Annotated in this window: 22 protein-coding genes and 1 riboswitch; of the genes, 14 read left to right on the top strand and 8 right to left on the bottom strand. The window is 70.5% G+C overall.

Going from position 1 to position 23,494, the window contains the following annotated elements; genetic code table 11:
- Positions 1-7 precede the first annotated feature (7 nt).
- Positions 8-1,015, bottom strand: a complete 1,008-nt coding sequence (locus BM393_RS17060) for an XdhC family protein (RefSeq protein WP_091728939.1) — start codon at positions 1,013-1,015, stop codon at positions 8-10.
- Positions 1,016-1,081: 66 nt separating this feature from the next.
- Between BM393_RS17060 and BM393_RS17055 the strand changes: the two genes are divergently transcribed.
- Both BM393_RS17055 and BM393_RS17050 read left to right on the top strand, forming a co-directional pair.
- Positions 1,082-1,651: a CoxG family protein gene (locus BM393_RS17055; protein WP_091728935.1), complete on the top strand. Its 570-nt coding sequence runs from the start codon at positions 1,082-1,084 to the stop codon at positions 1,649-1,651.
- A 256-nt stretch (positions 1,652-1,907) separates the two neighbouring features.
- Positions 1,908-3,002 carry an acyltransferase gene (locus BM393_RS17050; RefSeq protein WP_091728930.1) on the top strand — a complete coding sequence of 365 codons (1,095 nt, stop codon included), beginning with the start codon at positions 1,908-1,910 and terminating at the stop codon, positions 3,000-3,002.
- A gap of 39 nt (positions 3,003-3,041) precedes the next feature.
- Here the strand turns inward: BM393_RS17050 and BM393_RS17045 are convergent, their stop codons facing one another.
- Complete coding sequence (locus tag BM393_RS17045; protein WP_091728927.1) at positions 3,042-3,734, bottom strand: YafY family protein; 693 nt, start codon at positions 3,732-3,734, stop codon at positions 3,042-3,044.
- 62 nt (positions 3,735-3,796) lie between these two features.
- Here BM393_RS17045 and BM393_RS17040 point away from each other — a divergent pair, with 62 nt between their 5' ends.
- Complete coding sequence (locus BM393_RS17040) at positions 3,797-5,104, top strand: NAD(P)/FAD-dependent oxidoreductase (protein WP_091728922.1); 1,308 nt, start codon at positions 3,797-3,799, stop codon at positions 5,102-5,104.
- A gap of 7 nt (positions 5,105-5,111) precedes the next feature.
- Here BM393_RS17040 and BM393_RS17035 read toward each other — a convergent pair whose 3' ends face one another.
- Complete coding sequence (locus tag BM393_RS17035; protein WP_091731721.1) at positions 5,112-5,495, bottom strand: VOC family protein; 384 nt, start codon at positions 5,493-5,495, stop codon at positions 5,112-5,114.
- Between the two features lie 196 nt (positions 5,496-5,691).
- Here BM393_RS17035 and BM393_RS17030 point away from each other — a divergent pair, with 196 nt between their 5' ends.
- From BM393_RS17030 to BM393_RS17020, 3 genes are all read left to right on the top strand, one after another.
- A complete protein-coding gene (locus BM393_RS17030) occupies positions 5,692-7,116 on the top strand; it encodes a pitrilysin family protein (protein ID WP_175538382.1) in 1,425 nt (474 codons plus the stop codon).
- Positions 7,113-8,522, top strand: a complete 1,410-nt coding sequence (locus BM393_RS17025) for a pitrilysin family protein (RefSeq protein WP_091728909.1) — start codon at positions 7,113-7,115, stop codon at positions 8,520-8,522. Before BM393_RS17030 ends, BM393_RS17025 begins: the two co-directional genes overlap by 4 nt.
- Positions 8,502-8,635, top strand: a riboswitch (yybP-ykoY riboswitch). (Overlaps the previous gene by 21 nt.)
- Positions 8,636-8,712: 77 nt before the next feature.
- Positions 8,713-9,291 carry a TMEM165/GDT1 family protein gene (locus BM393_RS17020; protein WP_091728906.1) on the top strand — a complete coding sequence of 193 codons (579 nt, stop codon included), beginning with the start codon at positions 8,713-8,715 and terminating at the stop codon, positions 9,289-9,291.
- Here the strand turns inward: BM393_RS17020 and BM393_RS17015 are convergent.
- The 4 genes from BM393_RS17015 to BM393_RS17000 all read right to left on the bottom strand — a co-directional run bounded on the left by BM393_RS17015 (position 9,213) and on the right by BM393_RS17000 (position 12,463).
- Entirely contained in the window at positions 9,213-9,695 is a 483-nt protein-coding gene (locus BM393_RS17015; protein WP_091728902.1) for a PIN domain-containing protein, read from the bottom strand. The two genes, BM393_RS17020 and BM393_RS17015, sit on opposite strands and share 79 nt — an antisense overlap.
- Positions 9,695-9,994 (bottom strand): AbrB/MazE/SpoVT family DNA-binding domain-containing protein, encoded by a 300-nt coding sequence (locus BM393_RS17010; RefSeq protein ID WP_091728898.1) that lies wholly within the window; start codon positions 9,992-9,994, stop codon positions 9,695-9,697. The genes BM393_RS17015 and BM393_RS17010 overlap by 1 nt, the downstream gene beginning before the upstream one ends.
- A 142-nt stretch (positions 9,995-10,136) precedes the next feature.
- The gene (gene glpK, locus BM393_RS17005) at positions 10,137-11,630 is read right to left on the bottom strand and encodes a glycerol kinase GlpK (RefSeq protein ID WP_091728893.1); all 1,494 of its coding nucleotides are present in this window, start codon (positions 11,628-11,630) and stop codon (positions 10,137-10,139) included.
- 68 nt (positions 11,631-11,698) lie between these two features.
- Positions 11,699-12,463, bottom strand: coding sequence for a DeoR/GlpR family DNA-binding transcription regulator (locus tag BM393_RS17000; RefSeq protein WP_091728890.1), 765 nt, complete (start codon positions 12,461-12,463; stop codon positions 11,699-11,701).
- A gap of 174 nt (positions 12,464-12,637) precedes the next feature.
- Here BM393_RS17000 and glpD point away from each other — a divergent pair, with 174 nt between their 5' ends.
- From glpD to BM393_RS16960, 8 genes are all read left to right on the top strand, one after another.
- Positions 12,638-14,272, top strand: coding sequence for a glycerol-3-phosphate dehydrogenase (gene glpD, locus BM393_RS16995; RefSeq protein ID WP_091728887.1), 1,635 nt, complete (start codon positions 12,638-12,640; stop codon positions 14,270-14,272).
- A 179-nt stretch (positions 14,273-14,451) separates the two neighbouring features.
- Positions 14,452-15,531: an ABC transporter ATP-binding protein gene (locus BM393_RS16990; protein ID WP_091728883.1), complete on the top strand. Its 1,080-nt coding sequence runs from the start codon at positions 14,452-14,454 to the stop codon at positions 15,529-15,531.
- Entirely contained in the window at positions 15,531-16,682 is a 1,152-nt protein-coding gene (locus tag BM393_RS16985) for an ABC transporter ATP-binding protein (protein WP_091728879.1), read from the top strand. The genes BM393_RS16990 and BM393_RS16985 overlap by 1 nt, the downstream gene beginning before the upstream one ends.
- On the top strand, positions 16,679-17,563 hold the full coding sequence (locus BM393_RS16980; protein ID WP_091728875.1) for a carbohydrate ABC transporter permease: 885 nt from the start codon (positions 16,679-16,681) through the stop codon (positions 17,561-17,563). The genes BM393_RS16985 and BM393_RS16980 overlap by 4 nt, the downstream gene beginning before the upstream one ends.
- Positions 17,556-18,368, top strand: a complete 813-nt coding sequence (locus BM393_RS16975) for a carbohydrate ABC transporter permease (protein WP_091728872.1) — start codon at positions 17,556-17,558, stop codon at positions 18,366-18,368. Before BM393_RS16980 ends, BM393_RS16975 begins: the two co-directional genes overlap by 8 nt.
- 12 nt (positions 18,369-18,380) lie before the next feature.
- On the top strand, positions 18,381-18,689 hold the full coding sequence (locus BM393_RS16970; protein WP_091728868.1) for a DUF2160 domain-containing protein: 309 nt from the start codon (positions 18,381-18,383) through the stop codon (positions 18,687-18,689).
- Between the two features lie 96 nt (positions 18,690-18,785).
- The gene (locus tag BM393_RS16965) at positions 18,786-20,522 is read left to right on the top strand and encodes an ABC transporter substrate-binding protein (RefSeq protein ID WP_091728865.1); all 1,737 of its coding nucleotides are present in this window, start codon (positions 18,786-18,788) and stop codon (positions 20,520-20,522) included.
- Between the two features lie 249 nt (positions 20,523-20,771).
- The gene (locus BM393_RS16960; protein WP_091728862.1) at positions 20,772-21,248 is read left to right on the top strand and encodes a TerB family tellurite resistance protein; all 477 of its coding nucleotides are present in this window, start codon (positions 20,772-20,774) and stop codon (positions 21,246-21,248) included.
- 127 nt (positions 21,249-21,375) lie between these two features.
- On the opposite strand, the gene BM393_RS16955 is transcribed toward BM393_RS16960, so the two are convergent.
- Positions 21,376-23,352, bottom strand: coding sequence for an RDD family protein (locus tag BM393_RS16955; protein WP_091728859.1), 1,977 nt, complete (start codon positions 23,350-23,352; stop codon positions 21,376-21,378).
- Between the last annotated feature and the right edge of the window lie 142 nt (positions 23,353-23,494).

Below are 23,494 nucleotides of genomic sequence, written 5' to 3'. Positions count from 1 at the left end.
TGCGCCGCTAGACCACGCATCCCGCCTCGCCGCGATCCTCCGGCAAGGCGCTGCTGACGACCTGCACGCCGTAGCGTTCCGCGGTCATGTGGGCCAGGATGGCCAGCGCGATCTCGGGCGGCGTGCGGGCGCCGATGTGCAGGCCCACCGGGCCGTGCAGGCGGTCGAGCTGGGCATCGCTCAGGTCGAAGTGCTCCTTCAGCCGCGCGCGGCGCTTGGCCTGGTTCACCCGCGAGCCGATCGCGCCGACATAGAACGCGGGGCTGCGCAGCGCCTCCATCAGCGCCAGGTCATCCAGCTTCGGATCGTGCGTCAGCGCGACCACCGCCGTGTGCCCGTCCGGCCGCAGCCGCTGGACGACGTCATCCGGCATCTCGCGCGTCAGGGGCGCCGCGATCAGCGTCCACGGGTAGTCGTCGCGCGGATCGCAGACCTGCACCTGGTAATCGAGCGCCAGCGCCATCTGCGCCAGGTACTGGCTCATCTGGCCCGCGCCGATGATCAGCAGCCGCCACTGCGGCCCGTGGTGGGTCACCAGCCGCGTGTCGCTCAGCACCAGCCGGTCGGCGCCGTCGCGCGAATGCGCCGGCGGCTCCGCCAGCGTGACCGCGCCGGTGGCCAGCTCCAGCGTGCGCAGCACCCGCTCGCCGCGCGAGAGCCGCTCCAGCAGCGGGCCGATGGCCGATTGCGATCCCACCGGCTCCAGCATCAACTCCAGCGTGCCGCCGCAGGGCAGGCCGAAACGCTGCGCCGCCTCCGCGCCGACCCCATAGCGGATCAGCTCCGGCGTGCGCAGGCTGAGCGCGCCTTCGCGGATCTTCGCGACCAGGTCGTCCTCGATGCAGCCGCCCGAGACCGAGCCGGCGATCAATCCGTCCGCGCGCACCGCGACGATCGACCCGACCGGCCGTGGCGCCGAGCCCCAGGTCCGGGTGATCGTGCCCAGCACGACGCGCTGATCGGCGTCTAGCCACTGCTGCACCTGGCGCAGCACCTGCAGGTCCATGTTGTCCATCCCCGCACCATAGCGAAATTCGTTGCGGCCTGCCTCGGCCGGGGCCAGCGGGCCACAATCCGTCGCATGCCCACGCTCGCCCTCAACGACGATCTGGTCCTGCCCGTGTCCCAGGCCCTGGCCTGGCGCGCGCTGCATGACCTGGCCCTGCTCGCCGACAGCCTGCCCGACGGCGCCCGTCTCGCGGCCGGCGACGCGCCGCGGTCCTACGCGCTGGCGCTGCCCGGCTTCGAGGGCGTCGTGACCGTCCTCGACCTCGAGGTCCCCAGCCGCCTGCGCCTGCGCATCGACGGCCGCGGCCCTCGCACCGGCAAGGTCGAAGGCCAGGCGCAGCTGCGGCTGGCCTCGCTGGGCGAGGACCGCGCGCTGCTGCATGTGGCGCTCGTGATCCAGGCCGAGCGCGAGACCCCCACCAAGGTCGCCGGCCTGATGACGCTGCGCGAGCGGCTCGCCGGCATCGCCGCCGCCGTCGAGCGCCGCCATCCGTCCGACCGCCCGCGGCCGGTGAAGGCGCCGCCCAAGCCGTGGCCGCAGCGCCTCGTCGACTGGTACCTGGGCTGGTTCGCCGCGATATTCAACGGCACCTTGTTCCCGCCGCCCAAGCCCCGTGCGCGCGGCCCGCGCGCCAAGCGGTGAGCGCCCGGCCTCCTCATGGCGACGTGGCGGTCGTCGTGAGCGGAATGTGAGCATGGCGTGAGCGTGGCGTTGGCCTGATGTGAGTCCGCTGTCGTGCGGCGGTGCGCCGGGCGTGATGCAAACGAACTCGATGTAACTCGTTGATTTCCTTATAGAATTGGCGCCTCAACGGCCACCTTGCGGTGGCCGCTTCGTTTTTGCGCCGAGCGTGGCCCAGGCTCGTCGGCGACTGCTTTCCGCCGATTCCCGATTCCCGATGGCCTCTCGCCTGTTCCCGCTGGACGCGCTGCGCGCCACCGCCGCGCAACTGATCGTGTTGCATCACCTGTCGGTCTACGGACCGATCGCGGAAGCCATGCACCGGCTGTTCCCGCTGCTGACCGGCTGGCTCTACGACTACGGGCGCATGGCCGTGCAGGTCTTCCTGGTGCTGGGCGGCTACCTGAGCGCGCGGGCGCTCGCGGCGCAGGAGCCGCAGCTGCGGCGCTCGGCGCCGGCGCTGCTGGCCCAGCGCTACTGGCGCCTGGTGCCGCCGTTCATGGCCGCCGTCGGGCTGACGCTGCTGAGTTCCTGGCTGGTGGCGCCCCTGCTGCCGGACCTGGTGCCGGAACAGGTGGAACTGGCGCAGATCCTGGCCCATGCGCTGCTGCTGCAGGACCTGCTGCCGGTCGAGGCGCTCACCGTCGGCGCCTGGTACGTGGCGATCGACTTCCAGCTCTTCGCGCTGCTGCTGCTGGTGATGTGGGGCCTGCGCTGCCTGCCGCTGCCCGGCGCCAGACGCCAGGAGCTCGCGCTGGCGCTGGTCGGCGCCCTGTGCGCGGCGTCGCTGCTCCAGTTCAACCGGATGGCCGAGCTGGACGCCTGTGCCATCTACTTCTTCGGCGCCTATGGCCTGGGCGTGCTGCTCTGCTGGTGCCAGGGCTGGACGCCGCGGGCGCGCCGCGCCGGGCTGCTGGCGCTGGGCGGCTTGATGGCTGTCGCGCTGGCGCTGGAGTTCCGCGAGCGCCTGGTCGTGGCCGCGCTGACCGCGGCGGTCATCGCGCTGTGGCACCGCGGCACGCTGCCGGCGTGGTTCCAGCGGCACGGCCAGGCGCCGGTGCAGACGCTGGCGCGCCATGCCTACGCGCTCTTCCTGGTGCACTTCCCGGTCTGCCTGCTGGTGAACGCGATCTACGAGCACCGCGCCGAGAGCCCGGCCCTGATGCTGGACGCGCTCGCGCCGCTGGCGCTGCTGGCGGCCTGGCTGCTGAGCAACATGGCGGCGGTGCCTTTCCATCGCTGGATCGAGGCGCCGCTGCTGCGCTGGCGGCCGCGCGCCGCGGCGCTGCCGCAGGGCGTCGCGCTGCGCTGAGGCGCCCGTCGCGTCCGGGCCCGGCAGGCCCGTCGCCTGCTAGGCCCAGTTCTCGCGCGCGTTCTCGCGCCGTTGCAGGTCGGCGAGCGTCTTGCCCGGTTCGTCGCGGAAACGCTCCTCCAGCAGTTCCAGCTGCTGCACCCGGTCGACGCGGAAGCTGCGGAAGTCCTCGCGCAGCTCGCACCAGGCGGAGAAGGTCCACACCGGTCCCCAGAAGAAGCAGGCCAGCGGCCGCACGACGCGGGAGCTGGTCTGCTCGCTCAGGTCGAGGTAGTGCAGCCGCAGCTTGGTGCGGGACTCGGTGGCCAGGCGCAGCTGCGTCAGGCGTTCGCGGGTGGCGTTGTCCAGGCCGCGCTGCGGCGCGTAGACGGTCAGGCTCTCCGCGGCGGCGCGCGCCGAGCCCGGCAGCACCGCGAAGATCTTGCCGAGCGCCTCCTCGGCGCGCTGCCCGAGCACGGCGTCGAGCTGCGGCTGGGCCAGCCGCACCGCGGCGACCAGTGATTGGGCTTCCTCGGCGCTGAACATCAGCGGCGGCAGCTCGAAGCCGACCCGCATCCGATAACCGACGCCCGCCTCGCCATCGATCGGCACGCCCTGCTGCTGCAGCGCGGCCACGTCGCGATAGACGGTGCGGATCGAGACCTCCAGCCGCTGGGACAGGAACTCGGCCGTCGTGAGACGGCGTCCACGGATGAGTTGGACGATCTGGAACAGGCGGTCGGCGCGGCGCATCCCACCATTGTCAGCGATGGGCCCCACCTATCCGAGTCGTCATCCCCGCTACGATGTGCCGCATGGCTGACCCACATGTTGCGCTTCCCCATGTCGTGATCATCGGTTGCGGGTTCGGTGGCCTGGAGGCCACCAAGGTCCTCGACGGTGCCCCGGTCCGCATCACCTTGATCGACCGCAGCAACCACCACCTGTTCCAGCCGCTGCTGTACCAGGTCGCGACGGCCGGCCTCACCGCGCCGTCGATCGCGTCGCCGATCCGGCACATGCGACGCCACCAGCGCAACCTCACGGTGCTGATGGCCGAGGTCGACACCATCGATGTCCAGGCCCGCGAGGTCGTGCTCGGCGACGGACAGCGCCTGCGCTACGACCACCTGATCGCCGCCGCCGGCGCGACGCACAGCTACTTCGGCAACGACCAGTGGCAGGCGCATGCGCCAGGCCTCAAGACGCTGGCCGACGCCTTCCAGCTGCGCGCGCGCCTGCTGAGCGCCTTCGAGCGCGCCGAGACCCTGCCCGATCCCGCCGACCGCGCGCCCTGGCTCAACTTCGTCGTCATCGGCGGCGGGCCCACTGGCGTGGAGATGGCCGGCACGCTGGCCGAGATCGCCCGCCACACGCTGCGCGACGAGTTCCGCCGCATCGACCCGGGCCGCGCCCAGGTGCTGCTGGTGGAGGGGTCCGACCGGGTGCTGGCCGCCTTCAAGCCGGCGCAGTCGGCGCAGGCCCAGGCGCAGCTCGAGCGCATCGGCGTGGTGGTGCGCACCGGCTGCCGCGTCGTCGGCATCGACGAGGAGGGCGTGGACCTCCAGACCGCCGACGGCACCCGCGAACGGATCGCCTCCCGCACCAAGGTGTGGGCCGCCGGCGTCGCCGCCTCGCCGCTGGCGCGCACGCTGGGCGTGCCGCTGGACCGCGCGGGACGGGTGATCGTCGACGAGCAGATGAACATCCCCGGCCATCCGGAGGTCTACGTCGTCGGCGACATGGCCGCCGCGACCAGCCTGGAGAAGGATGGCAGCCGCAAGCCGGTGCCGGGCGTCAGCCCCGGCGCGAAGCAGGCCGGCCGGCATGCGGCGCGGCAGATCCTCGCGCGCCTGCAGGGGCGCTCGGAGCCGCCGTTCCGCTATCGCGACTACGGCAACCTCGCGACCATCGGCCGCAAGGCGGCGGTCGCCGACCTGGGGACGATCCAGTTCAGCGGGTTCTCCGCGTGGCTGTTCTGGCTGTTCGTGCACGTCTATTTCCTGATCGGCTTCCGCAACCGGGTCCGCGTCTTCGCGGACTGGGCCTGGGCGTACTTCACCTTCCAGCGCCATGCGCGCATCGTCGTGGAGCCCCGGCCCGGCGCGCGGGACGACGCCTAGTCGCCGGTCAGATCGGCGTGCAGATCTCGACCAGGGTGCCGTCGGGGCAGCGCAGGTAGGCGACCACCTGGCCCCAGGGCTTGGTCATCGGCGGGGTCAGGCCTTGCGCGCCGGCGGCCAGGGCGCGCGCGTAGGCGGCGGGCACGTCCGGCGTGGACAGCCCGATCTCCATCCCCAGCGGCGCGCCGTCCGCGGCCTTGCGGTAGTCCTGGCCGAGGTTGCCGCGCGCGATGTCATGGCGCGCGAAGGACAGGGTGGTGGCGCCGGTCTCGAGCTCGCCATAGGCGCCGGACTCGTGCAGGAAACGGCGCGTCAGGCCGAATGCCCGTTCGAAGAAGTCCAGCGACGCGCCCACGTCCTCGACGTAGACGATCGTGTAGGCGAAGTTGATGGCGCTCATGGCAAGCCCTCCGTGGAGTGACGATGAAAGCGGGGCGCTTGTCCCCGTTGGGCGGGGCAGCGGCGCGGCCCATGCCCCGGATCGCCGCCCGGGCGCCCCCGATTCGGGTGGGCCGCCCGTCAGGACGATGTCGCGCCGATGATGCGGACCGGCTGCTGACAGCGGATTGGCAGCTAGGATGCCGGCCATGAGTGCCCCGCCCCTCGAGCCGCAACGGCTGCCCAACGGTCTGCTCTGGCTGGCGCGCCCGGTCCCGGGCTCGCAGGTCGCGGTGCGCGTCGTCTATCGCTGTGGCGGCCGCGACGACCCCACCGGCCGCAGCGGGCTGTCGCACCTGGTGCTGCGGCTGATCGCCGGCGCCAGCCGCTACCTGGAGCCGGGCCAGTTCCACCGCCTGATCGCCAGCGCGGGCGGGCGCACCCGCATCGAGATCGACGAGGACTTCGCGGCGCTGCAGACGGTGGTGCCCGCGCCGCAGCTCGAGCGCGTGCTGTGGGCCGAGGCCGAACTGATGAGCAATCCCCGCCTGGATCCCGATACGCTGGCCAGCGCGCGGCAGCAGCTGCGCCAGGCGGTGCAGGAGCCGCTGCTCAATCCCTATGCGCGGCTGGACCTCGCGGTGCAGCGCCACGGCTACCTGACGCATCCGTACCAGCGCGGCGCGCTCGGCGATCCGGAGCAGCTCAAGGACCTGGACATCGATGCCGTGCGCGCCTTCCATGCCGCCCGGTTCGGCTGCGACCGCGCGCTGCTGGTGGTGACCGGCGCGTTCGACGAGGGCGCGCTCGCGCGCTGGGTGATGCACTACTTCGGCTCGATCCGTCCGCCGATGGCACCGTCCGCGGTGACGGCCTTGACGGCCGCGCCGGCGGTGTCGCCGACCGCCTCGGCAACGCTGGCGTCGGGGCTGCCGGCCTCGTCCTCCTCCGGGCCCGCCGCCGTGCCGGTCACGCCGCCCGCCGCCGTATCGCCTGCGGCGTCGGTGGCATCGGTGGCCGAGCCGCGCGAGCTGCGCGAATCCCGTCGTCCCCAGAGCCAGACGCTCAAGCTGTCGCTGGCGCAGGCGCCGCTGCCGGCGGCCGCGCTGGTGTGGCAGGTGCCGCGCGCCGACGATCCGTCGCTGCCGACCTGGCAGCTCGCGCAGGCGCTGCTGGGGTTGGGGCGATCGGGCCGCCTCACCGACACGCTGGTCGACGAAAAGGCGCTGGCGCATCAGCTCAGCCTGCGGCTGGATGCGCACCGCGACGCGGGGCTGCTGGTCGCGCAGGCGCTGGCGGCGCACGGCCAGACCGCGGCGCCGCTGGCGCAGGCCCTGCAGCAGGAAGTGCTGCGGCTGGCCGACGAGGCGATCACCGACGAGGAACTCGGCAAGGCCAAGGCCCTGCTGCGGCGCGAAACGCTGTCGGCCGAGTGGACCGCCGACCGGCTCGCCCGGGCGCTCGGCACCGCCTGGGCGGTGCGCGGCGATGCCGGCGCGGCGGCCAAGGACATGGCGGTGTGGATCAAGCTCGGCGGTGCCGACGTGCAGCAGTTCTGGCGCCGCCAGGTCGTGCAGGCGCCGGTGCTGACGCTGCTGGCGGATGTCGGTGCCGCCGCGGGAGTCGCGGCATGACGGTCGACCTGCATCGTCGCGGACTGATGCTGGGCGCCGCGATCGCGTCCGGCTCGACGGCCTGGCCGGCGCTGGCGCAGGACGGCTTCGACCGCCCGCCGGAGGCGCCGCCGCTGACCGCGCTGCCGCCGCTGGCGATCGAGCAGGCCAGGCTGCCGAACGGGCTGCGCGTCATCGTGCTGCCGGTGCCGGGCGCGCCGCGCACCGCGATCCGCCTGATCGGCGAGGGCGGCTGGCTGCGCGATCCGGTCGGCAAGGAAGGCCTGGCGGAGGTGGCGCTGTCGATGCTCGCGCAGGGCGCGAAGCGCGATGGCGAGGAGATGGAATCGGCCGACATCGCCTACGCCGGCGACCTGCTCGGCCTGCCGCTGCGGCTGGCGCTGACGCCGTCCACCTGCGAGCTCGCACTGGAAGCGCTGCCGGACCAATGCGACGACGCGGTCAACCTGATGGCCGACCTGACGCAGCGGCCCTTGCTGGCCTTCGAGGCGCTCGAGCACATCCGCAGCCGGGCGCTCGACGCGCTGGTGCTGCGTCGCGCCGATGCGCTGCTGCTCGCGCCCTGGGCGGCACGGCGGCAGTGCTGGGGCCGCGCGCAGCCGGTGCAGACGACGGCCAGCCTGAAGCGCCTGCGCCGCGAGGACGTGCTGGGCTTCCATCGCCAGTACTGGCGACCGGAACGCGCGGTGCTGCTGTTCGCCGGCGACCTGAGCCTGCAGGCCGCGCGCGGTCTGGCCGAGGACTTCATGGGCGACTGGCGGGTGCCCAAGGCGCCGGCCGGACCGGCGCCGGCACCGGCGCTGGCGACCGCGACGCCCGCCGCCGCCGTCGCCCAGTTCCTGCAGCTGCCGCAAGGGCAGGGATGCCGGCTGATCGTCCAGACGCCGGTGCCGCGCGGCACGCCGCCGGGCCTGCGCGAACTCGCGCGCACGCTGATGCAGCAACGGATCGCCGCGCGTCTCCCCTGGCCCTGGGACAGCGAGATCGAATCGCTTGGCGGCGCTCTGTGCTGGCGGATGGGCGTGACGCTGCCGGTGGCGGCGGTGCCGGAGCAACTCGCACGCTTGCGGGAGCAGCTGCCGCTGCTGGCGGACGAGCCAGTGACGCCGGAGGACCTCGCGCTGGCCCAGGCCCTCGCGCTGGGGGACTGGCAGGCGCAGCTGGCGGAGGCGCCGGATGCGCTGCTGGCGCAGGCGATGGCGGCGGGGGAGCTGGAGGCGGTCCTGCAATGGCCACAGCGGGTGAGAGCGATCAGCGCGCCGGTGCTGCAGCTGCTGATGGCCGCGAGTTGGCGCGACAACCGCACGCAATTACTGCTTCTGGGCGATGCGGGCCCACCGGCGCCGGCGCAGCGCGCCTGGCCCGGGCTGGCGCTGACTACAATGCGCGCTGTCATTGGGGAGTAGCCGCTGCACCCCGTCCGTCGCCCGACGGGCCGATTCAGCAGACCCGCGTCAACAGACTTGAGCTTCGGCTCATGGCGCGAGGTAGCCAGGAACCCGCGGGTTCCCAGCCTGGCGAGACCTTTGACCATGCCCCCGGACCTGCGGCCGGCGGCGGCATGGTCATGGGTTCGTTCCGGCCGCTGAGTCCTTCATGGAAGCCTTCCTCATCTCCACCGGCCTCGTGGCCCTCGCCGAGATCGGCGACAAGACCCAACTGCTGGCCTTCATCCTGGCGGCGCGTTTTCGCAAGCCGGGCCCGATCGTGCTGGGCATCCTGATCGCGACGCTGGTCAATCACGCCTGTGCGGGCGCCGTCGGCAGCTGGATCACGACGCAGGTGTCCGCGCAGACCTTGCGCTGGGTGCTGGGCCTGGGCTTCATCGCGATGGCGGTGTGGACGCTGATCCCCGACAAGATCGAGGAGGAGGAAACCGGCGGCAAGTTCCGGCTGGGCGTGCTGGGCACGACGATCGTGGCGTTCTTCCTGGCTGAGATGGGGGACAAGACGCAGATCGCGACGGTGGCGCTGGCGGCGCGCTTCAATGACCTGTGGATGGTGGTGGCGGGCACGACGCTGGGGATGATGATCGCCAACGTGCCGGCGGTGCTGGTGGGTGGCAAGCTTGCGCACAAGCTGCCGGTGCGGCTGGTTCACGCCATCGCGGCGGCGATCTTCGCGGTGCTGGGCGTGCTCACGCTTCTGGGGGCGGGCGCATCGATGGGGTTGTGAGCCCGGTCCTCCGACAGCAGCTTCATGCCCGCGCATGAGGCGGCATCGCGGTCGAAGGTCATGGTGCATCCGCAGCCGGCAGTCCGGCCCAGTCGCTCGATCAGGTAGTCCGCGAAGTCCGCTCGACCCACATGGAATCGCGCGACGGCGTCGATGACGTCCTCGACCTGCTCGAAGACCAGTCCGCCCTCCCGCAGCAGTTCGATCAAGGCGCGGGCGACCTCGTCGCGTTTCACCTTGCAGCTCTTGTTCAGCACCCACACCAGCTCCACCAGCGTCGGGACGGTGATGTAGCCGGGCGCCTGCGGCGTGAAGCTGGAGAGCAGCGATTTGGCCGCGCGGTACTGCACGGGTTCGTCTCGTGTGACGAAACGGACCAGGATGTTGGTATCGATGCCGACCATCACTTGCGCTTCTCCTTGCGCTTGGCGCTTTTACGGCGCTGGCGCTCCATGGAGGCGAAGGTGTGATTCATCTCGTCGATCGTCACGGGGCGACGCACGCGCGTGGGAACGATTCCTGCGATCGGCAAGGGCCGCGTGGCCACGTAGAAAAGGAATTCGTCCGGAGCGACGTGGAAGAACTCCACCTGGTCGCCCGGGCCGATGCGAAGGGCGTCCAGCACGCCTTGCGGAAGGGTGATCTGGAGGCCTTCGCCGATCGTGGCGACCGGTCCGATGCTCCGTACGCAATGAGAGGCCATGGATGACTCCTTGTCGTTTCAACGAAAGAAGCCCGCCACTCTAGGCATGCCGATCCCGAGCCGCACTTCCTCAAATCAGTCATTGAGGAGGGAGCGCCGGCCCCTCGGACGGGGGCCCGCGAAAGGGGCGCCCCGCGACGGTCTATCGCGCCGACGCCTGCCGCACCGCGCGCTCCCACTGCGCCATCAGCGCCTGGGCGCGGTCGCGCGACAGGGTCGGGCGGAACACGCGCTCGGCCTGCCAGTTGCGGCCGATGTCGTCGAGGTTGCGGTAGACGCCGACCGTCAGTCCGGCCAGGTAGGCCGCGCCCAGCGCCGTCGTCTCGATCACCTTGGGCCGCACGACCGGGATGCCCAGCAGGTCCGCCTGGAACTGCATCAGCAGGTCGTTCACGCAGGCGCCGCCGTCCACCCGCAGCTCACTCACCGGCGCGCCGCCCGCCGCGACCGCGTCCCGGCTCATCGCCTGCAGCAGCGCGGCGCTCTGGAACGCGATGCTCTCCAGCGCCGCGCGCGCGATGTGCGCCACCGTCGATCCCCGCGTCAGGCCCACGATCGCGCCGCGCGCCTCCGCGTCCCAGTAGGGCGCGCCCAGCCCGGTGAAGGCCGGCACGAACATCACGCCGCCCGCGTCCGGCACGCTCTCCGCCAGCCCCTGCACCTCGCCGCTCGCCTTGATCGCGTTCAGCCCGTCGCGCAGCCACTGCACCACCGCGCCGCCGATGAAGACGCTGCCCTCCAGCGCGTAGCGCGGCGTCGCGTCGATCTGCGCGGCGCTGGTGGTGATCAGCCCGTTCGCGCTGGTCTGGAAGCGCGTCCCCGTGTGCATCAGCATGAAGCAGCCGGTGCCGTAGGTGTTCTTGGCCATGCCGGCCTCGAAGCAGGCCTGGCCGAACAGCGCGCTCTGCTGGTCGCCGCCGATGCCGCCGATGGTGAGGGCGCCGCCCAGGTGTTCCGGCGCCGCCTTGCCGAATTCATGCGCCGACGGCTTCACCTCGGGCAGCAGGGACGCGGGGATGCCCAGCAGCGCCAGCAGCTCCTCGTCCCAGCGGTTCTCGCGCACGTTGAACAGCATCGTGCGCGAGGCATTGCTCACGTCGGTGACATGCACCTCGCCGTTGGTCAGCTTCCAGATCAGCCAGCTGTCGATCGTGCCGAAGGCCAGTTCGCCGCGCTCGGCCTGCTCGCGCGCGCCGCTGACGTGGTCGAGGATCCACTGCAGCTTCGTGCCGGAGAAGTAGGCGTCGACGACCAGCCCCGTTTTCTCCTGGATCCGCGCGCCGTGCCCCTGCTCGCGCAGTTCGGCGCAGCGCGGCTCGGCGCGCCGGTCCTGCCAGACGATCGCATGGTGGATGGGCCGGCCGGTGCGGCGGTTCCACACCAGCGTGGTCTCGCGCTGGTTGGTGATGCCCAGCGCCTTCACGTCGGCGGCCTTCAGTGAGGCCTTGGACAGCACCTCGCGCGCGACGGCGAGCTGCGTGTCCCAGATCTCGTCGGCGTCGTGCTCGACCCAGCCGGGCTGCGGATAGATCTGGCGGAACTCGCGCTGCGCCATCGCGACGATGCGCCCTTGCGCATCGAAGACGATCGCGCGCGAACTGGAGGTGCCCTGGTCCAGGGCCAGCAGGTAGGTCATGACTTGTCTCGCTGGTCGTGTGCTTGAACGGCGCTTGAATGGCGCAGCGGCGGACGCCCGCCACGATGCTACGGCGCGACCACCAGTTCCACGCCGGCGTCGCTCATCAGCGCCGGGAAGGGCTCGGGCGGTGGCTCGTCGGTGAAGAGCGCGTCGATCTGCGGCAGCCGCGCCACCTCGGCCATCGCCGGGCGGTTGAATTTCGTCGCGTCGGCCGCCACCCACACCTCGCGCGAATGCTCGACGATGGTCCGCGCCACCATCACCTCGCGGTAGTCGAAGTCGCGCAGGCTGCCGTCGGACTCGATGCCCGAGATGCCGATCAGCCCGATGTCCACCTTGAACTGGCGGATGAAGTCGACCGCCGCCTCGCCGACGATGCCGCGGTCGCGATGACGCACCGAGCCGCCCACCATGACGAGCTCGCAGTCCGGGTTGTCGCTCAGGATCATCGCCACGTTGAGGTTGTTCGTGATGACCCGCAGGCCCTTGTGGCGCAGCAGCGCATGCGCCACCGCCTCGGTCGTCGTGCCCAGGTTCAGGATCAGCGAACAGCCGGCCGGGATGCGCGCCGCGATGGCGCGCGCGATGCGGGCCTTGCCATCGGCCTGCATTGCCTGGCGCTGGCGGTAGGCGATGTTCTCGGTGGTCGACGAGGGCACGCGCACGCCGCCGTGGAAGCGCTGCACCAGGCCGGCCTCGGCCAGGCGCTGCACGTCGCGGCGCACGGTCTGCAGGGTGACGCCGAATTTCTCGGCCAGCGCCTCGACGCTCACCGATCCATTGGCGCGCACCTCTTGCAGCAGGTCGTTCTGACGCGGGTTGGGATTCATGGCGCGCAGGCTAAAGGAACCAAAACGAACAAATGATCGGGTAAACCCTTGCCTGAAACGCGCATATTCGCGCTAAAAAGAAAAAAGAAGAACAGAATTGCGAACTTCGCAAGGGCCTTCGAACCGCCGTCGCGTCGATTCGTTCCCCAGGAGACCCGCTTGAATCCCGCCCCGATGACCGCCAGCCCCACGACGACCGAACCCGGAGCCCCCGCCGCGCCGGGCGCGCCGAGCGCGTCGAACGTCTGCGACGTGTTCGTCGTCGGCGGCGGCATCAATGGCGCGGGCATCGCGCGGGACCTGGCCGGCCGGGGCTGGAAGGTGGTGCTGGCGGAAGCCTCGGACTTCGCGGCCCACACCTCCTCGTCGTCGACCAAGCTGATCCACGGCGGCCTGCGCTACCTCGAGTACTACGAGTTCTCGCTGGTGCGCAAGGCGCTGCAGGAGCGCGAGGTGCTGCTGCGCAGCGCGCCGCACATCATGTGGCCGCTGCGCTTCGTGATGCCGCACGACGCCGCGATGCGGCCGGCCTGGATGATCCGCATCGGCCTGTTCCTGTACGACCACCTGGCGCGCCGCGAGGTGCTGCCCGGTTCCACCGGCGTCGACCTGCGCCGCTCGCCCTACGGCGAGCCGCTCAAGGCCACGTACACGAAGGGCTTCGTCTATTCCGACGGCTGGGTCGACGACGCCCGCCTGGTGCTGCTGAACGCGCTGGACGCGCGCGAGCATGGCGCGGTGCTGCATACCCGCACGACGGTCACCGCGGCGCGGCGGCACGCCGACCACTGGATCGTGACCCTGCGCTGCGCCGACGGCGAACGCACCGTGCGCGCCCGCGCGCTGGTCAACGCGGCCGGGCCGTGGGCGGAGGGCTTCCTGCGCGAGGTCGCCACGCCGGCGCGCGGCGAGGCACTCGCCACCAAGAGCCTGCGCCTGGTCAAGGGCAGCCACATCATCGTGCGCAAGCGCTTCACCCACGACCACGCCTACATCTTCCAGAACCCCGACAAGCGCATCATCTTCGCCATCCCCTACGAGGACGACTTCACCCTGATCGGCACGACCGACGTGGAGCTCGCACCCGATGCGCTGGCGGGTTTCGGCAAGGCGCGCATCGAGGAGCGCGAGATCGCCTACCTCTGCGAGCAGGCCAGCCGCTACTTCCGCGAGCCGGTCAGCGCCGCGGACGTGGTCTGGACCTACGCCGGCGTGCGGCCGCTGCTGGACGACGCCTCCGGCGACCCGTCGGCGGTCACGCGCGACTACCTGCTGGAGACCCACGCCGACGGCGGCGCGCCGCTGCTGAGCGTGTGGGGCGGCAAGATCACCACCTTCCGCAAGCTGGCCGAGGATGCCGCCGACCTGATCGGCGCGCTGCTGGGCGACCGGCGCCGCGCCTGGACCGAACATGCGCACCTGCCCGGCGGCGACCTGCGCGACTGGATCGGCGCGCCGCAGCGGCCCGACACCGATTTCCAGCGCCTGCTGGCCGCGATCGGCCAGCGCCACCCGTGGCTGCCGCCGTCGCTGGCGCGGCGCCTGGCGCGGGCGTATGGCGCGCGCGTCGGCCGGGTGCTCGGCGGCGCGGAGCGACTGGAGGACCTCGGCCCGGAGATTGCCCCGGGCCTGCACCAGGCGGAACTCGAATACCTGGTCCGCGAGGAATGGGCGCGCGCGGCGGACGACGTGCTGTGGCGGCGCTCCAAGCTGGGACTGCATTACACCGAGGCGCAGCGGATGGCGGTGGTCCAGTGGTTCGCCGAGCGCGAGCACCTCTGGGCCAAGCCGCCGGCCGCCGCCGCATGACCTGACCCCGCGCCCCGTGGCCCGTCGGGACTGCGGGTTCGCGGGGAGCGACAACGGGAGCCACCCGCGCCATAAAGCGCAACGGCGCGCCGACCGGCGCCCGCCAGCGCCGGGAAACGCCGCGAGGCGCGACGAAACGACAACGACATGCACAGAGAGACAACGATGGAGCCGAGCTCATGGAGCTGAGCCTGCAGGGCGTGAGCCACAAGGTCGGCGCGCAGCAGCACCTGTATCCGATGGACCTGCGGCTGGTGCCGAACGCGGTCACCGTGCTGCTGGGCGCGACGCAGGCCGGCAAGACCACGCTGATGCGGCTGATGGCGGGCCTGGACCGGCCCAGCGAGGGCACCGTCATGGTCGATGGCACCGACGTCACCGGCTGGCCGGTGCGCAAGCGCGACGTGGCGATGGTCTACCAGCAGTTCATCAACTACCCGTCGATGACGGTGCGGGACAACATCGCCTCGCCGCTCCGTTTGCGCCCTTCGCGCGGCCAGCTCGATCGCGACGCGATCCGCCGCCGCGTGGACGAGCTCGCCACCAAGCTGCACATCGAGATGCATCTGGACAAGCTGCCCGCGCAGCTCTCCGGCGGCCAGCAGCAGCGCGTCGCGCTGGCACGGGCGCTGGCCAAGCAGGCGCCGCTGATGCTGCTGGACGAGCCGCTGGTGAACCTGGACTACAAGCTGCGCGAGGAACTGCGCGAGGAGCTCGGCCAGCTCTTCGCCGCCGGCGAGTCGACCGTGGTCTACGCGACCACCGAGCCGGCCGAGGCGCTCCAGCTCGGCGGCTACACCGCGGTGATGGACGCTGGCGAGCTGCTGCAGTACGGCCCGACCGCCGAGGTCTTCCACCGTCCGGCGTCGCTGCGCGTCGCGCGCGCCTTCAGCGATCCACCGATGAACCTGGTGATCGCGCAGGGCCTGGGCGACCGGCTGCAGCTGCGGCCGGGCGTCGAGCTCGCGCTGCCGGGGCAGGGCGGCGTCACCGTCGGCGTGCGCGCCAATGCGCTGCGCGTCACCGCGCAGCCCGGCGACCTCGCGATCAAGGGCGAGGTCGAGCTCGCCGAGATCTCCGGCTCCGACACCTTCGTCCATGCGCGCACCGAGATCGGCGAGCTCGTCGCCCAGCTGACCGGCGTGCACGACTTCGAGCTCGGCGCACCGCTGACGCTGTACCTCAACGCGGCGCATGTCCACGTCTTCGACGCGGCTGGCCTGCTGACACGGGCGCCCGAGCGCCGGGGAGGCCGCTGATGGCCCGCATCGACCTGGACCTGGCCCATGCCTATCGGCCCGATCCGAAGGAGGACAGCGATTACGCGCTGCTGCCGCTGCAGATGAGTTTCGAGGACGGCGGCGCGTATGCGCTGCTGGGCCCGTCGGGCTGCGGCAAGACGACGATGCTGAACATCGTCTCCGGGCTGCTGCGGCCCTCGCACGGCACGGTGAAATTCGACGGCCGCGACGTGACCACGCTGACGCCGCAGCAGCGCAACATCGCGCAGGTGTTCCAGTTCCCGGTCATCTACGACACGATGACCGTGGCCGAGAACCTGGCCTTCCCGCTGCGCAACCGCGGCGTGCCGGCGGATCGCATCAAGGCGCGCGTGGGCCGCATCGCCGAGATGCTGGAGCTCAACGGCCAGCTGGACCAGCGCGCGTCGGGCCTGTCGGCGGACGCCAAGCAGAAGATCTCGCTGGGCCGCGGGCTGGTGCGCGAAGACGTGTCGGCGGTGCTTTTCGACGAGCCGCTGACCGTCATCGATCCGCATCTGAAGTGGCAGCTGCGCCGCAAGCTCAAGCAGATCCACCATGAGCTCAAGCTCACGCTGGTCTACGTGACCCACGACCAGGTCGAGGCGCTGACCTTCGCCGATCGCGTCGTCGTCATGACGCGCGGGCGCGCGGTGCAGGTCGGCACGGCGGGCGAGCTCTTCGAGCGGCCGAGCCACCGTTTCGTCGGCCACTTCATCGGCTCGCCGGGCATGAACTTCCTGCCCGCGATGCTGGACGAGCACGGCGCGCTGCGCGTCGCCGACCAGCCGGTGGCGACCGGTGGCGTCGCGCTGGACGCGGCGTTGCCGCGCGGCACGCCGTTCTCGCTGGGCATCCGGCCGGAATACGTGGCGGTCGACGAGGTCGGCGACGGCGTTCCGCCGCTGCCCGGCAGCATCACCGGCGTAGTGGCGCAGGTGCAGGACATCGGCACCTACTGGCTGCTGACGGCCCGCACCGGCGCGCACGCGCTGAAGGCGCGGCTGCCGGCGCAGGCCTCGCCACCGCCCGCGGGCGCGACGGTCGCGCTGCGCGTGCTCAATCCCCACACCTGCTTCTATGGCGCGGACGAGCGGCTGATCGCCGCCAGCGCGGCGACGGCCGGCGCGCGCCAGGAGGATCTCGCATGAAACCCATCAACCAGAAAGCCTGGTTCCTGGTCCTGCCCGTGCTGCTGTGCGTGGCCTTCTCGGCCATCCTGCCCTTGATGACGGTGGTGAACTACTCGGTGCAGGACATCATCTCGCCCGAGCGGCGCGTCTTCGTCGGCACCGAGTGGTTCGCGGCGGTCATGCGCGACGAGGAACTCCACGGCGCGCTGCTGCGCCAGCTGGGCTTCTCGCTGGCGGTGCTGCTGGTCGAGATCCCGCTGGGCATCTGCCTGGCGCTGTCGATGCCGGCGCAGGGCTGGAAGGCCTCGGCGGTGCTGGTGATCGTCGCGCTGTCGCTGCTGATCCCGTGGAACGTCGTCGGCACGATCTGGCAGATCTACGGCCGCGCCGACATCGGGCTGCTGGGCGCGTCGCTGCAGGCGCTGGGCGTCGACTACAACTACACCGGCGATGCCACCGACGCCTGGGTCACGGTGCTGATCATGGACGTCTGGCACTGGACGCCGCTGGTGGCGCTGCTGTGCTTCGCCGGGCTGCGCTCCATCCCCGACGCCTACTACCAGGCCGCGCGCATCGACGGCGCCAGCAAGTTCGCGGTGTTCCGCTACATCCAGCTGCCCAAGATGCGGGGCGTGCTGATGATCGCGGTGCTGCTGCGCTTCATGGACAGCTTCATGATCTACACCGAGCCCTTCGTCCTCACCGGCGGCGGTCCCGGCAACGCCACGACCTTCCTCAGCCAGTACCTGACGCAGAAGGCGGTCGGCCAGTTCGACCTCGGCCCGGCGGCGGCGTTCTCGCTGATCTACTTCCTGATCATCCTGCTGCTGTGCTTCATCCTCTACAACTGGATGCAGGCGCTCGGCACCCAAGACAAGAGCGAGGTGGCCCATGGATGAACGCCGATTCCGCAAGCGCACGATCTTCCTGATCGCCTACCTGCTCTTCGCGCTGCTGCCCATCTACTGGATGGTCAACATGAGCTTCAAGACGAACGAGGAGATCCTCTCCAGCTTCAGCCTGTGGCCGCAGCACTTCTCGCTGGCCAGCTACCGGACGATCTTCACCGATCCGTCCTGGTACAGCGGCTACATCAACAGCCTGATCTACGTGGCGATCAACACGGTGATCTCGATCAGCGTGGCGCTGCCGGCGGCCTACGCCTTCAGCCGCTACTCCTTCCTCGGCGACAAGCATGTCTTCTTCTGGCTGCTGACCAACCGGATGACGCCGCCGGCGGTGTTCCTGCTGCCGTTCTTCCAGCTCTACACGACGCTGGGCCTGATGGACACTCACCTGGCGGTGGCGCTGGCGCACCTGCTGTTCAACGTGCCGCTGGCGGTGTGGATCCTGGAAGGCTTCATGAGCGGCATCCCGCGCGAGATCGACGAGACCGCCTACATCGACGGCTACAGCTTCCCGCGCTTCTTCCTGACGGTGTTCCTGCCGCTGATCAAGGCGGGCGTGGGCGTGGCGGCGTTCTTCTGCTTCATGTTCTCGTGGGTGGAACTGCTGCTGGCGCGCACGCTGACCAGCGTCGACGCCAAGCCCATCGTCGCGACGATGACGCGCACGGTGAGCGCTTCCGGCATGGACTGGTCGACGCTCGCGGCCGCGGGCACGCTGACCATCGTGCCGGGCGCCATCGTCATCTGGTTCGTCCGCCACTACATCGCGAAGGGTTTCGCGATGGGCCGGGTGTAAGGGAGGTCCGCGATGTTTGATTGGATGGTGTGGACGACGCCGGTCGCGATCTTCTTCAGCTGCGTGGTGCTGATGCTGATCGGGATGACGGTGTGGGAGATCAAGTCGCCGACGACGCTGCGCAAGGGCTGGCTACCGATGCGCACGACGCGCGGAGACCGGCTGTTCATCGGCCTGCTGACGGCGGCGTACATCAACCTGGCCTTCGTCGGCCTGGGCGCGAAGATGGCCGAGTGGTTCAAGCTCGAGGCCGAGCCCAGCGTGTGGATCAGCTTCGTCCTGTCGATGCTGGTGCTGGGCCTGATCCTGCGCAAGGGCTGACACTTCATTGAAGCTTCAAGGAATTCGGCTTCCTCTTCCCCCGGAGCCGCGATTCGTCCTCAAGAGGGGGAGATTCGACAGACACAGGAGACAAGCGTGAACAAGAGCAAGTATTCCGCGCTGGCCGTGGCCGCATTGCTGGCGTTGGGAGCGAACGCCGCCTGGGCCGGCGAGGCCGAGGCGAAGAAGTGGATCGACAGCGAGTTCCAGCCGTCGACGCTGTCCAAGGACAAGCAGACCGCCGAGATGAAGTGGTTCATCGAGGCGGCCAAGAAGCTGCAGGCCAAGGGCGTGAAGGAGATCTCGGTGGTGTCCGAGACCATCACCACGCACGAGTACGAGTCCAAGGTGCTGGCCAAGGCCTTCAGCGAGATCACCGGCATCACGGTCAAGCACGACCTGATCCAGGAAGGCGACGTCGTCGAGAAGCTGCAGACCTCGATGCAGTCGGGCAAGAGCATCTATGACGGCTGGATCTCGGACTCCGACCTGATCGGCACGCACTTCCGCTACGGCAAGATCATGAACCTCACCGACTACATGGGCGGTGCGGGCAAGGAGTGGACGAATCCAGGGCTGGACCTGAAGGACTTCATCGGCACCAGCTTCACGACCGCACCGGACGGCAAGCTGTACCAGCTGCCCGACCAGCAGTTCGCCAACCTGTACTGGTTCCGCGCCGACCTGTTCGCGCGCAAGGACCTGCAGGACAAGTTCAAGGCCAAGTACGGCTACGAGCTGGGCGTGCCGCTGAACTGGAGCGCCTACGAGGACATCGCCGAGTTCTTCACCAACGATGTGAAGACCATCGACGGCAAGCCGATCTACGGCCACATGGACTACGGCAAGAAGGACCCGTCGCTGGGCTGGCGCTTCACCGATGCGTGGCTGTCGATGGCGGGCTCGGCGGACAAGGGCATTCCCAACGGCATGCCGGTGGACGAATGGGGCATCCGCGTGGCCGACGACAAGTGCACGCCGGTGGGCGCGTCGGTGGCGCGCGGCGGCGCGACCAACTCGCCGGCGGCGGTGTACGCGCTGACGAAGTACGTCGACTGGATGAAGAAGTACGCGCCCAAGGAGGCGACGGGCATGACCTTCGGCGAGGCCGGCCCGGTGCCGGCCCAGGGCCAGATCGCGCAGCAGATCTTCTGGTACACGGCCTTCACCGCGGACATGACCAAGCCGGGCCTGCCGGTGGTGAATGCCGACGGCACGCCGAAGTGGCGCATGGCGCCCGGCCCGAACGGTCCGTACTGGAAGGCCGGCATGCAGAACGGTTACCAGGACGTGGGCAGCTGGACCTTCTTCAGCGGCCATGACGCCAACCGGACGGCGGCGGCCTGGCTGTATGCGCAGTTCGTGACGGCCAAGACGGTGAGCCTGAAGAAGAGCATCCAGGGCCTGACCTTCATTCGCGACAGCGACATCCGCAGCGACTACTTCACCAAGAACGCCAACAAGTACGGCGGCCTGATCGAGTTCTACCGCTCGCCGGCGCGGGTGGCGTGGACGCCGACGGGCACGAACGTGCCGGACTATCCGAAGCTGGCGCAGCTGTGGTGGAAGAACGTGGCGCAGGCGGTGACCGGCGAGAAGACGCCGCAGGCCGCGATGGACACGCTGGCGGACGAGATGGACGCGGTGATGGCGCGGCTGGAGCGCGCCGGCATGGCCAAGTGCGCGCCCAAGCTCAACAAGAAGGAAGACCCGAAGAAGTGGCTCTCCGACAAGGGCGCGCCGTGGGCCAAGCTGGCCAACGAGAAGCCCAAGGGCGAGACGATCGCCTATGAGAAGCTGCTGGGGGCTTGGAAGGAAGGCAAGGTGCGCTGAGCGCAACCGCGCAACCGCGCATGGCGTCGGCCGCTTGGCCCTCACCCTCCCTCTCCCGCAGCAAGCGGGAGAGGGTGACAAGCAGGCCGGCGCGCGGATGAACTCCCTCTCCCGCAAGCGGTAGGGCGCGACAAGCAGGCCGGCGCACGAATGAACTCCCTCTCCCGCTTGCGGGAGAGGGCCGGGGTGAGGGCCAGCGACTTAAGCACGGCGTAAGCCCCGCGCCGACGCCCATGCCACCATGGGCCCATGTTCAAGTCGCTGATCGACCTCTTCGACACGCTGGCGCCGGATGACGCGTTCGGCCGCTCGCGGGGCGGCACGCCGTCGCTGCCGCTCGCGGCGGCGGTGCTGCTGGTCGAAGTCATGCGCGCGGACGCCGACTTCTCCGGCGTCGAGCGCGCCGCGGTCCACCGTGCCCTCACCGCCCTGTTCGCCATCTCCGACGACGAGGCCGATGCGCTGACCGCGCAAGCCGAGCGCACCGCGCGCACGGCCTCCGACCTGTTCGCCTTCACCTCGCCGATCGACGAGCGCTGGGAGATGCCGCAGAAGCTGCGCCTGCTCGAGCTGATGTGGGGCGTGGCCTATGCCGACGGCCGACTCGGCGACATCGAGCGCCACACGATGTGGCGCATCGCCGACCTGCTGCACATCCCGCAAGGCGCCTACGTCCATGCGCGCATGCGGGCGAAGGCGGCCGCCGGAATCGGCGACGAGGACTGAATCCGCATCGCCCGAGGCGCCGGCCGCGTCGCCTGCCCGAAATGAAAAGGCCCTCCGCTGGAGGGCCTTCTCGTTGGTGAGAGCTCGGTGATGGCGAGGCTCGCCCCGACCGCCTCGCCCGGTTGGGTCAGCGCACGTTCTGGAAGACCACGCGTTCCGCCAGTTCGCGCGGCGCGACCGCCGTGCTGCGCTGCAGCTGGTTGAGTACCAGGCTGGCGCGCTCGCAGCTGATGGGCGCGGGCCCGGCATCGCCGTCCGTCCACAGCTTGGAGAAGGCGCCCGCGGCAGCGGTGCCGACGGTCCGGGCCACGACCTCGAGTTCCAGCGCCGTCGCCTGCGGGGCACGCGCGCGCAGCGGCGCAGTCTCGGCGGCGGACTCGGTCAGCCAACGCGCCTCAAGGGCCATGGCTTCCTCCGGTAGCAGGCGGCGCGGCACCGGCGAGCCCGACAGCCAGGACTGGCAGGTGTCCGCCCCCAGCGCCTGCGCCGCGGTCAGCTGCGCGCGCAGCACTTGCAGATAACGCCGGCGCAGGTCGCGCGAGCCGTTCAGCAGCATCTCCCGCACGTTCGGTGCGAGCGCCGCCTGGGCCGCGATCTGCGCGCCGGCGACGGCGTGTTCCGATCCCGCCAACGCCATGTGAGCATTGCGCATGCGGCCGGCGGCGTCGTCGATCAGGCCCGGGAAGCGCTGGTCGAGCCGGAACCACGCGTCGCTCGCCCGCAGCGCGTTGACGTAGTCGACCAGCGGCGCGTACTGGCCGGGCTTGTCGCCTTCCGGCAGCGCCACGTCCAGCGTGCGCGGCGGCGGCAGGATCAGGGAATGGCGCACCAGGTCCTCGGCGGCGGGGTACCACATGCGTCTGGACGGCGTGCTGAGCGTCTTCTCGATGAAGTCCTCCGGCAGCTCCATGCGGCGGTAGGTGCGGGCGAGTTCCTGATTGGCGATCTCATCGAAGGCCGGATTGAAGGTGCCGCTGCTGGCGCGATGGAAGCCCAGCTGCGCGCCGGGCATGAGCTGGCGCTTGTTGCCGGCCAGGAAGACCAGCGTGCAGGCGCTTTCGCAGTTGCCGATCGCGCGGGTGCCGACGCCGCGTTGGCGGATCAGCTCGACCATGCGTTCGGCCTCGGTGACGCGGCCGCCGGGCGAGGCGACCTCGAGCAGCCGCACCGCCGGCGAGGCCGCCAGCAGCGTGCCCAGGCGATGCGCGTCGCCGGCGCCGATCGGACCATTGAACTGCATGGTGCGGCCGTCGGCGCTGACGGACAGGCGCACATTGCCGATCGGATCGATGCCGCGGGCGAGCTTCCACAGCTCCGGGAACTCGGAGAACACGCCCAGCGCGAGCGAGAAGGCGATCTGCAGGAACGAGCCCAGCAGCGACAGTCGCGCCAGGCCGGAGATCAGGTAGGAGCCGCCCGCGTCGACGTAGCCGCGCACCGAGCGCCAGGTGCCGACGGCGCTCCAGACCTCGATGACGATCAGCAGCGGCCAGGCGATCAGCAGCGCGATCGCGACACCCTGCAGGCCCTCGCTCTTGGTCGCGAGCCAGGCGACCAGGCCCTGCACGCCGGCGGCGACGGGCCAGGTCAGCAGGACGTGGTTGATCCAGAAGCTCTGGGCCAGGCTCTGCTCGCCGCGCCAGTGGCTGGCGATGTAGCCGATGAGCAGGCCTTCGCCGTCGGCGGGCGCCTCGCGGCTGCGCTCGACGGCGGTGCGGGAGAGGCGGTCGTGCCAGGTGCGGCCCTCGGCGTCGACGCGGGCCCAGAGGAAACCGGCGAACAGCGGGATCGCGGATACGAGGTACCCGGCCCAGCGCAGGGCGGCCTGCTGCGGTGAGGGATGCTTGCCGCTGCGGGCGTCAACGACCTTGATGCCGGCGACCAGCTTGCCGGGCGTGGCGCCCTGCCAGCTCCAGAACACCACGCAGACGATCAGCGGCAACAGCCAGTTGATGGCGAGCGTGCCGGGACGCAGGTCGGTCCACTTGGACACCGGGTCGCCATAGACGGCCCACATCAGCAGCGTGCTCGCGGCGAGCATCAGCGCGCCGTCGATGACCATGGCCAGCGCGCGAGGCGCCAAGCCGACGGATTGGTTCGACATCCTTCTCTCCCTCCAGGGCGGGGAGTGTAGTGAGCGGGTGCGCCGCCGCGCTTGTCAGTCCTGTGGCTGTGTGGGCGCTGTATTGAATCCGTCACAGACGACGGGTGGAGTTCCCTCTTTGGGAGGAGACCGCGAGCGCCGA

The sequence above is a fragment of the Mitsuaria sp. PDC51 genome, from assembly GCF_900113225.1.
Classification (GTDB): Bacteria; Pseudomonadota; Gammaproteobacteria; order Burkholderiales; family Burkholderiaceae_C; genus Roseateles.
This window is presented reverse-complemented; position numbering and strand designations above follow the sequence as displayed.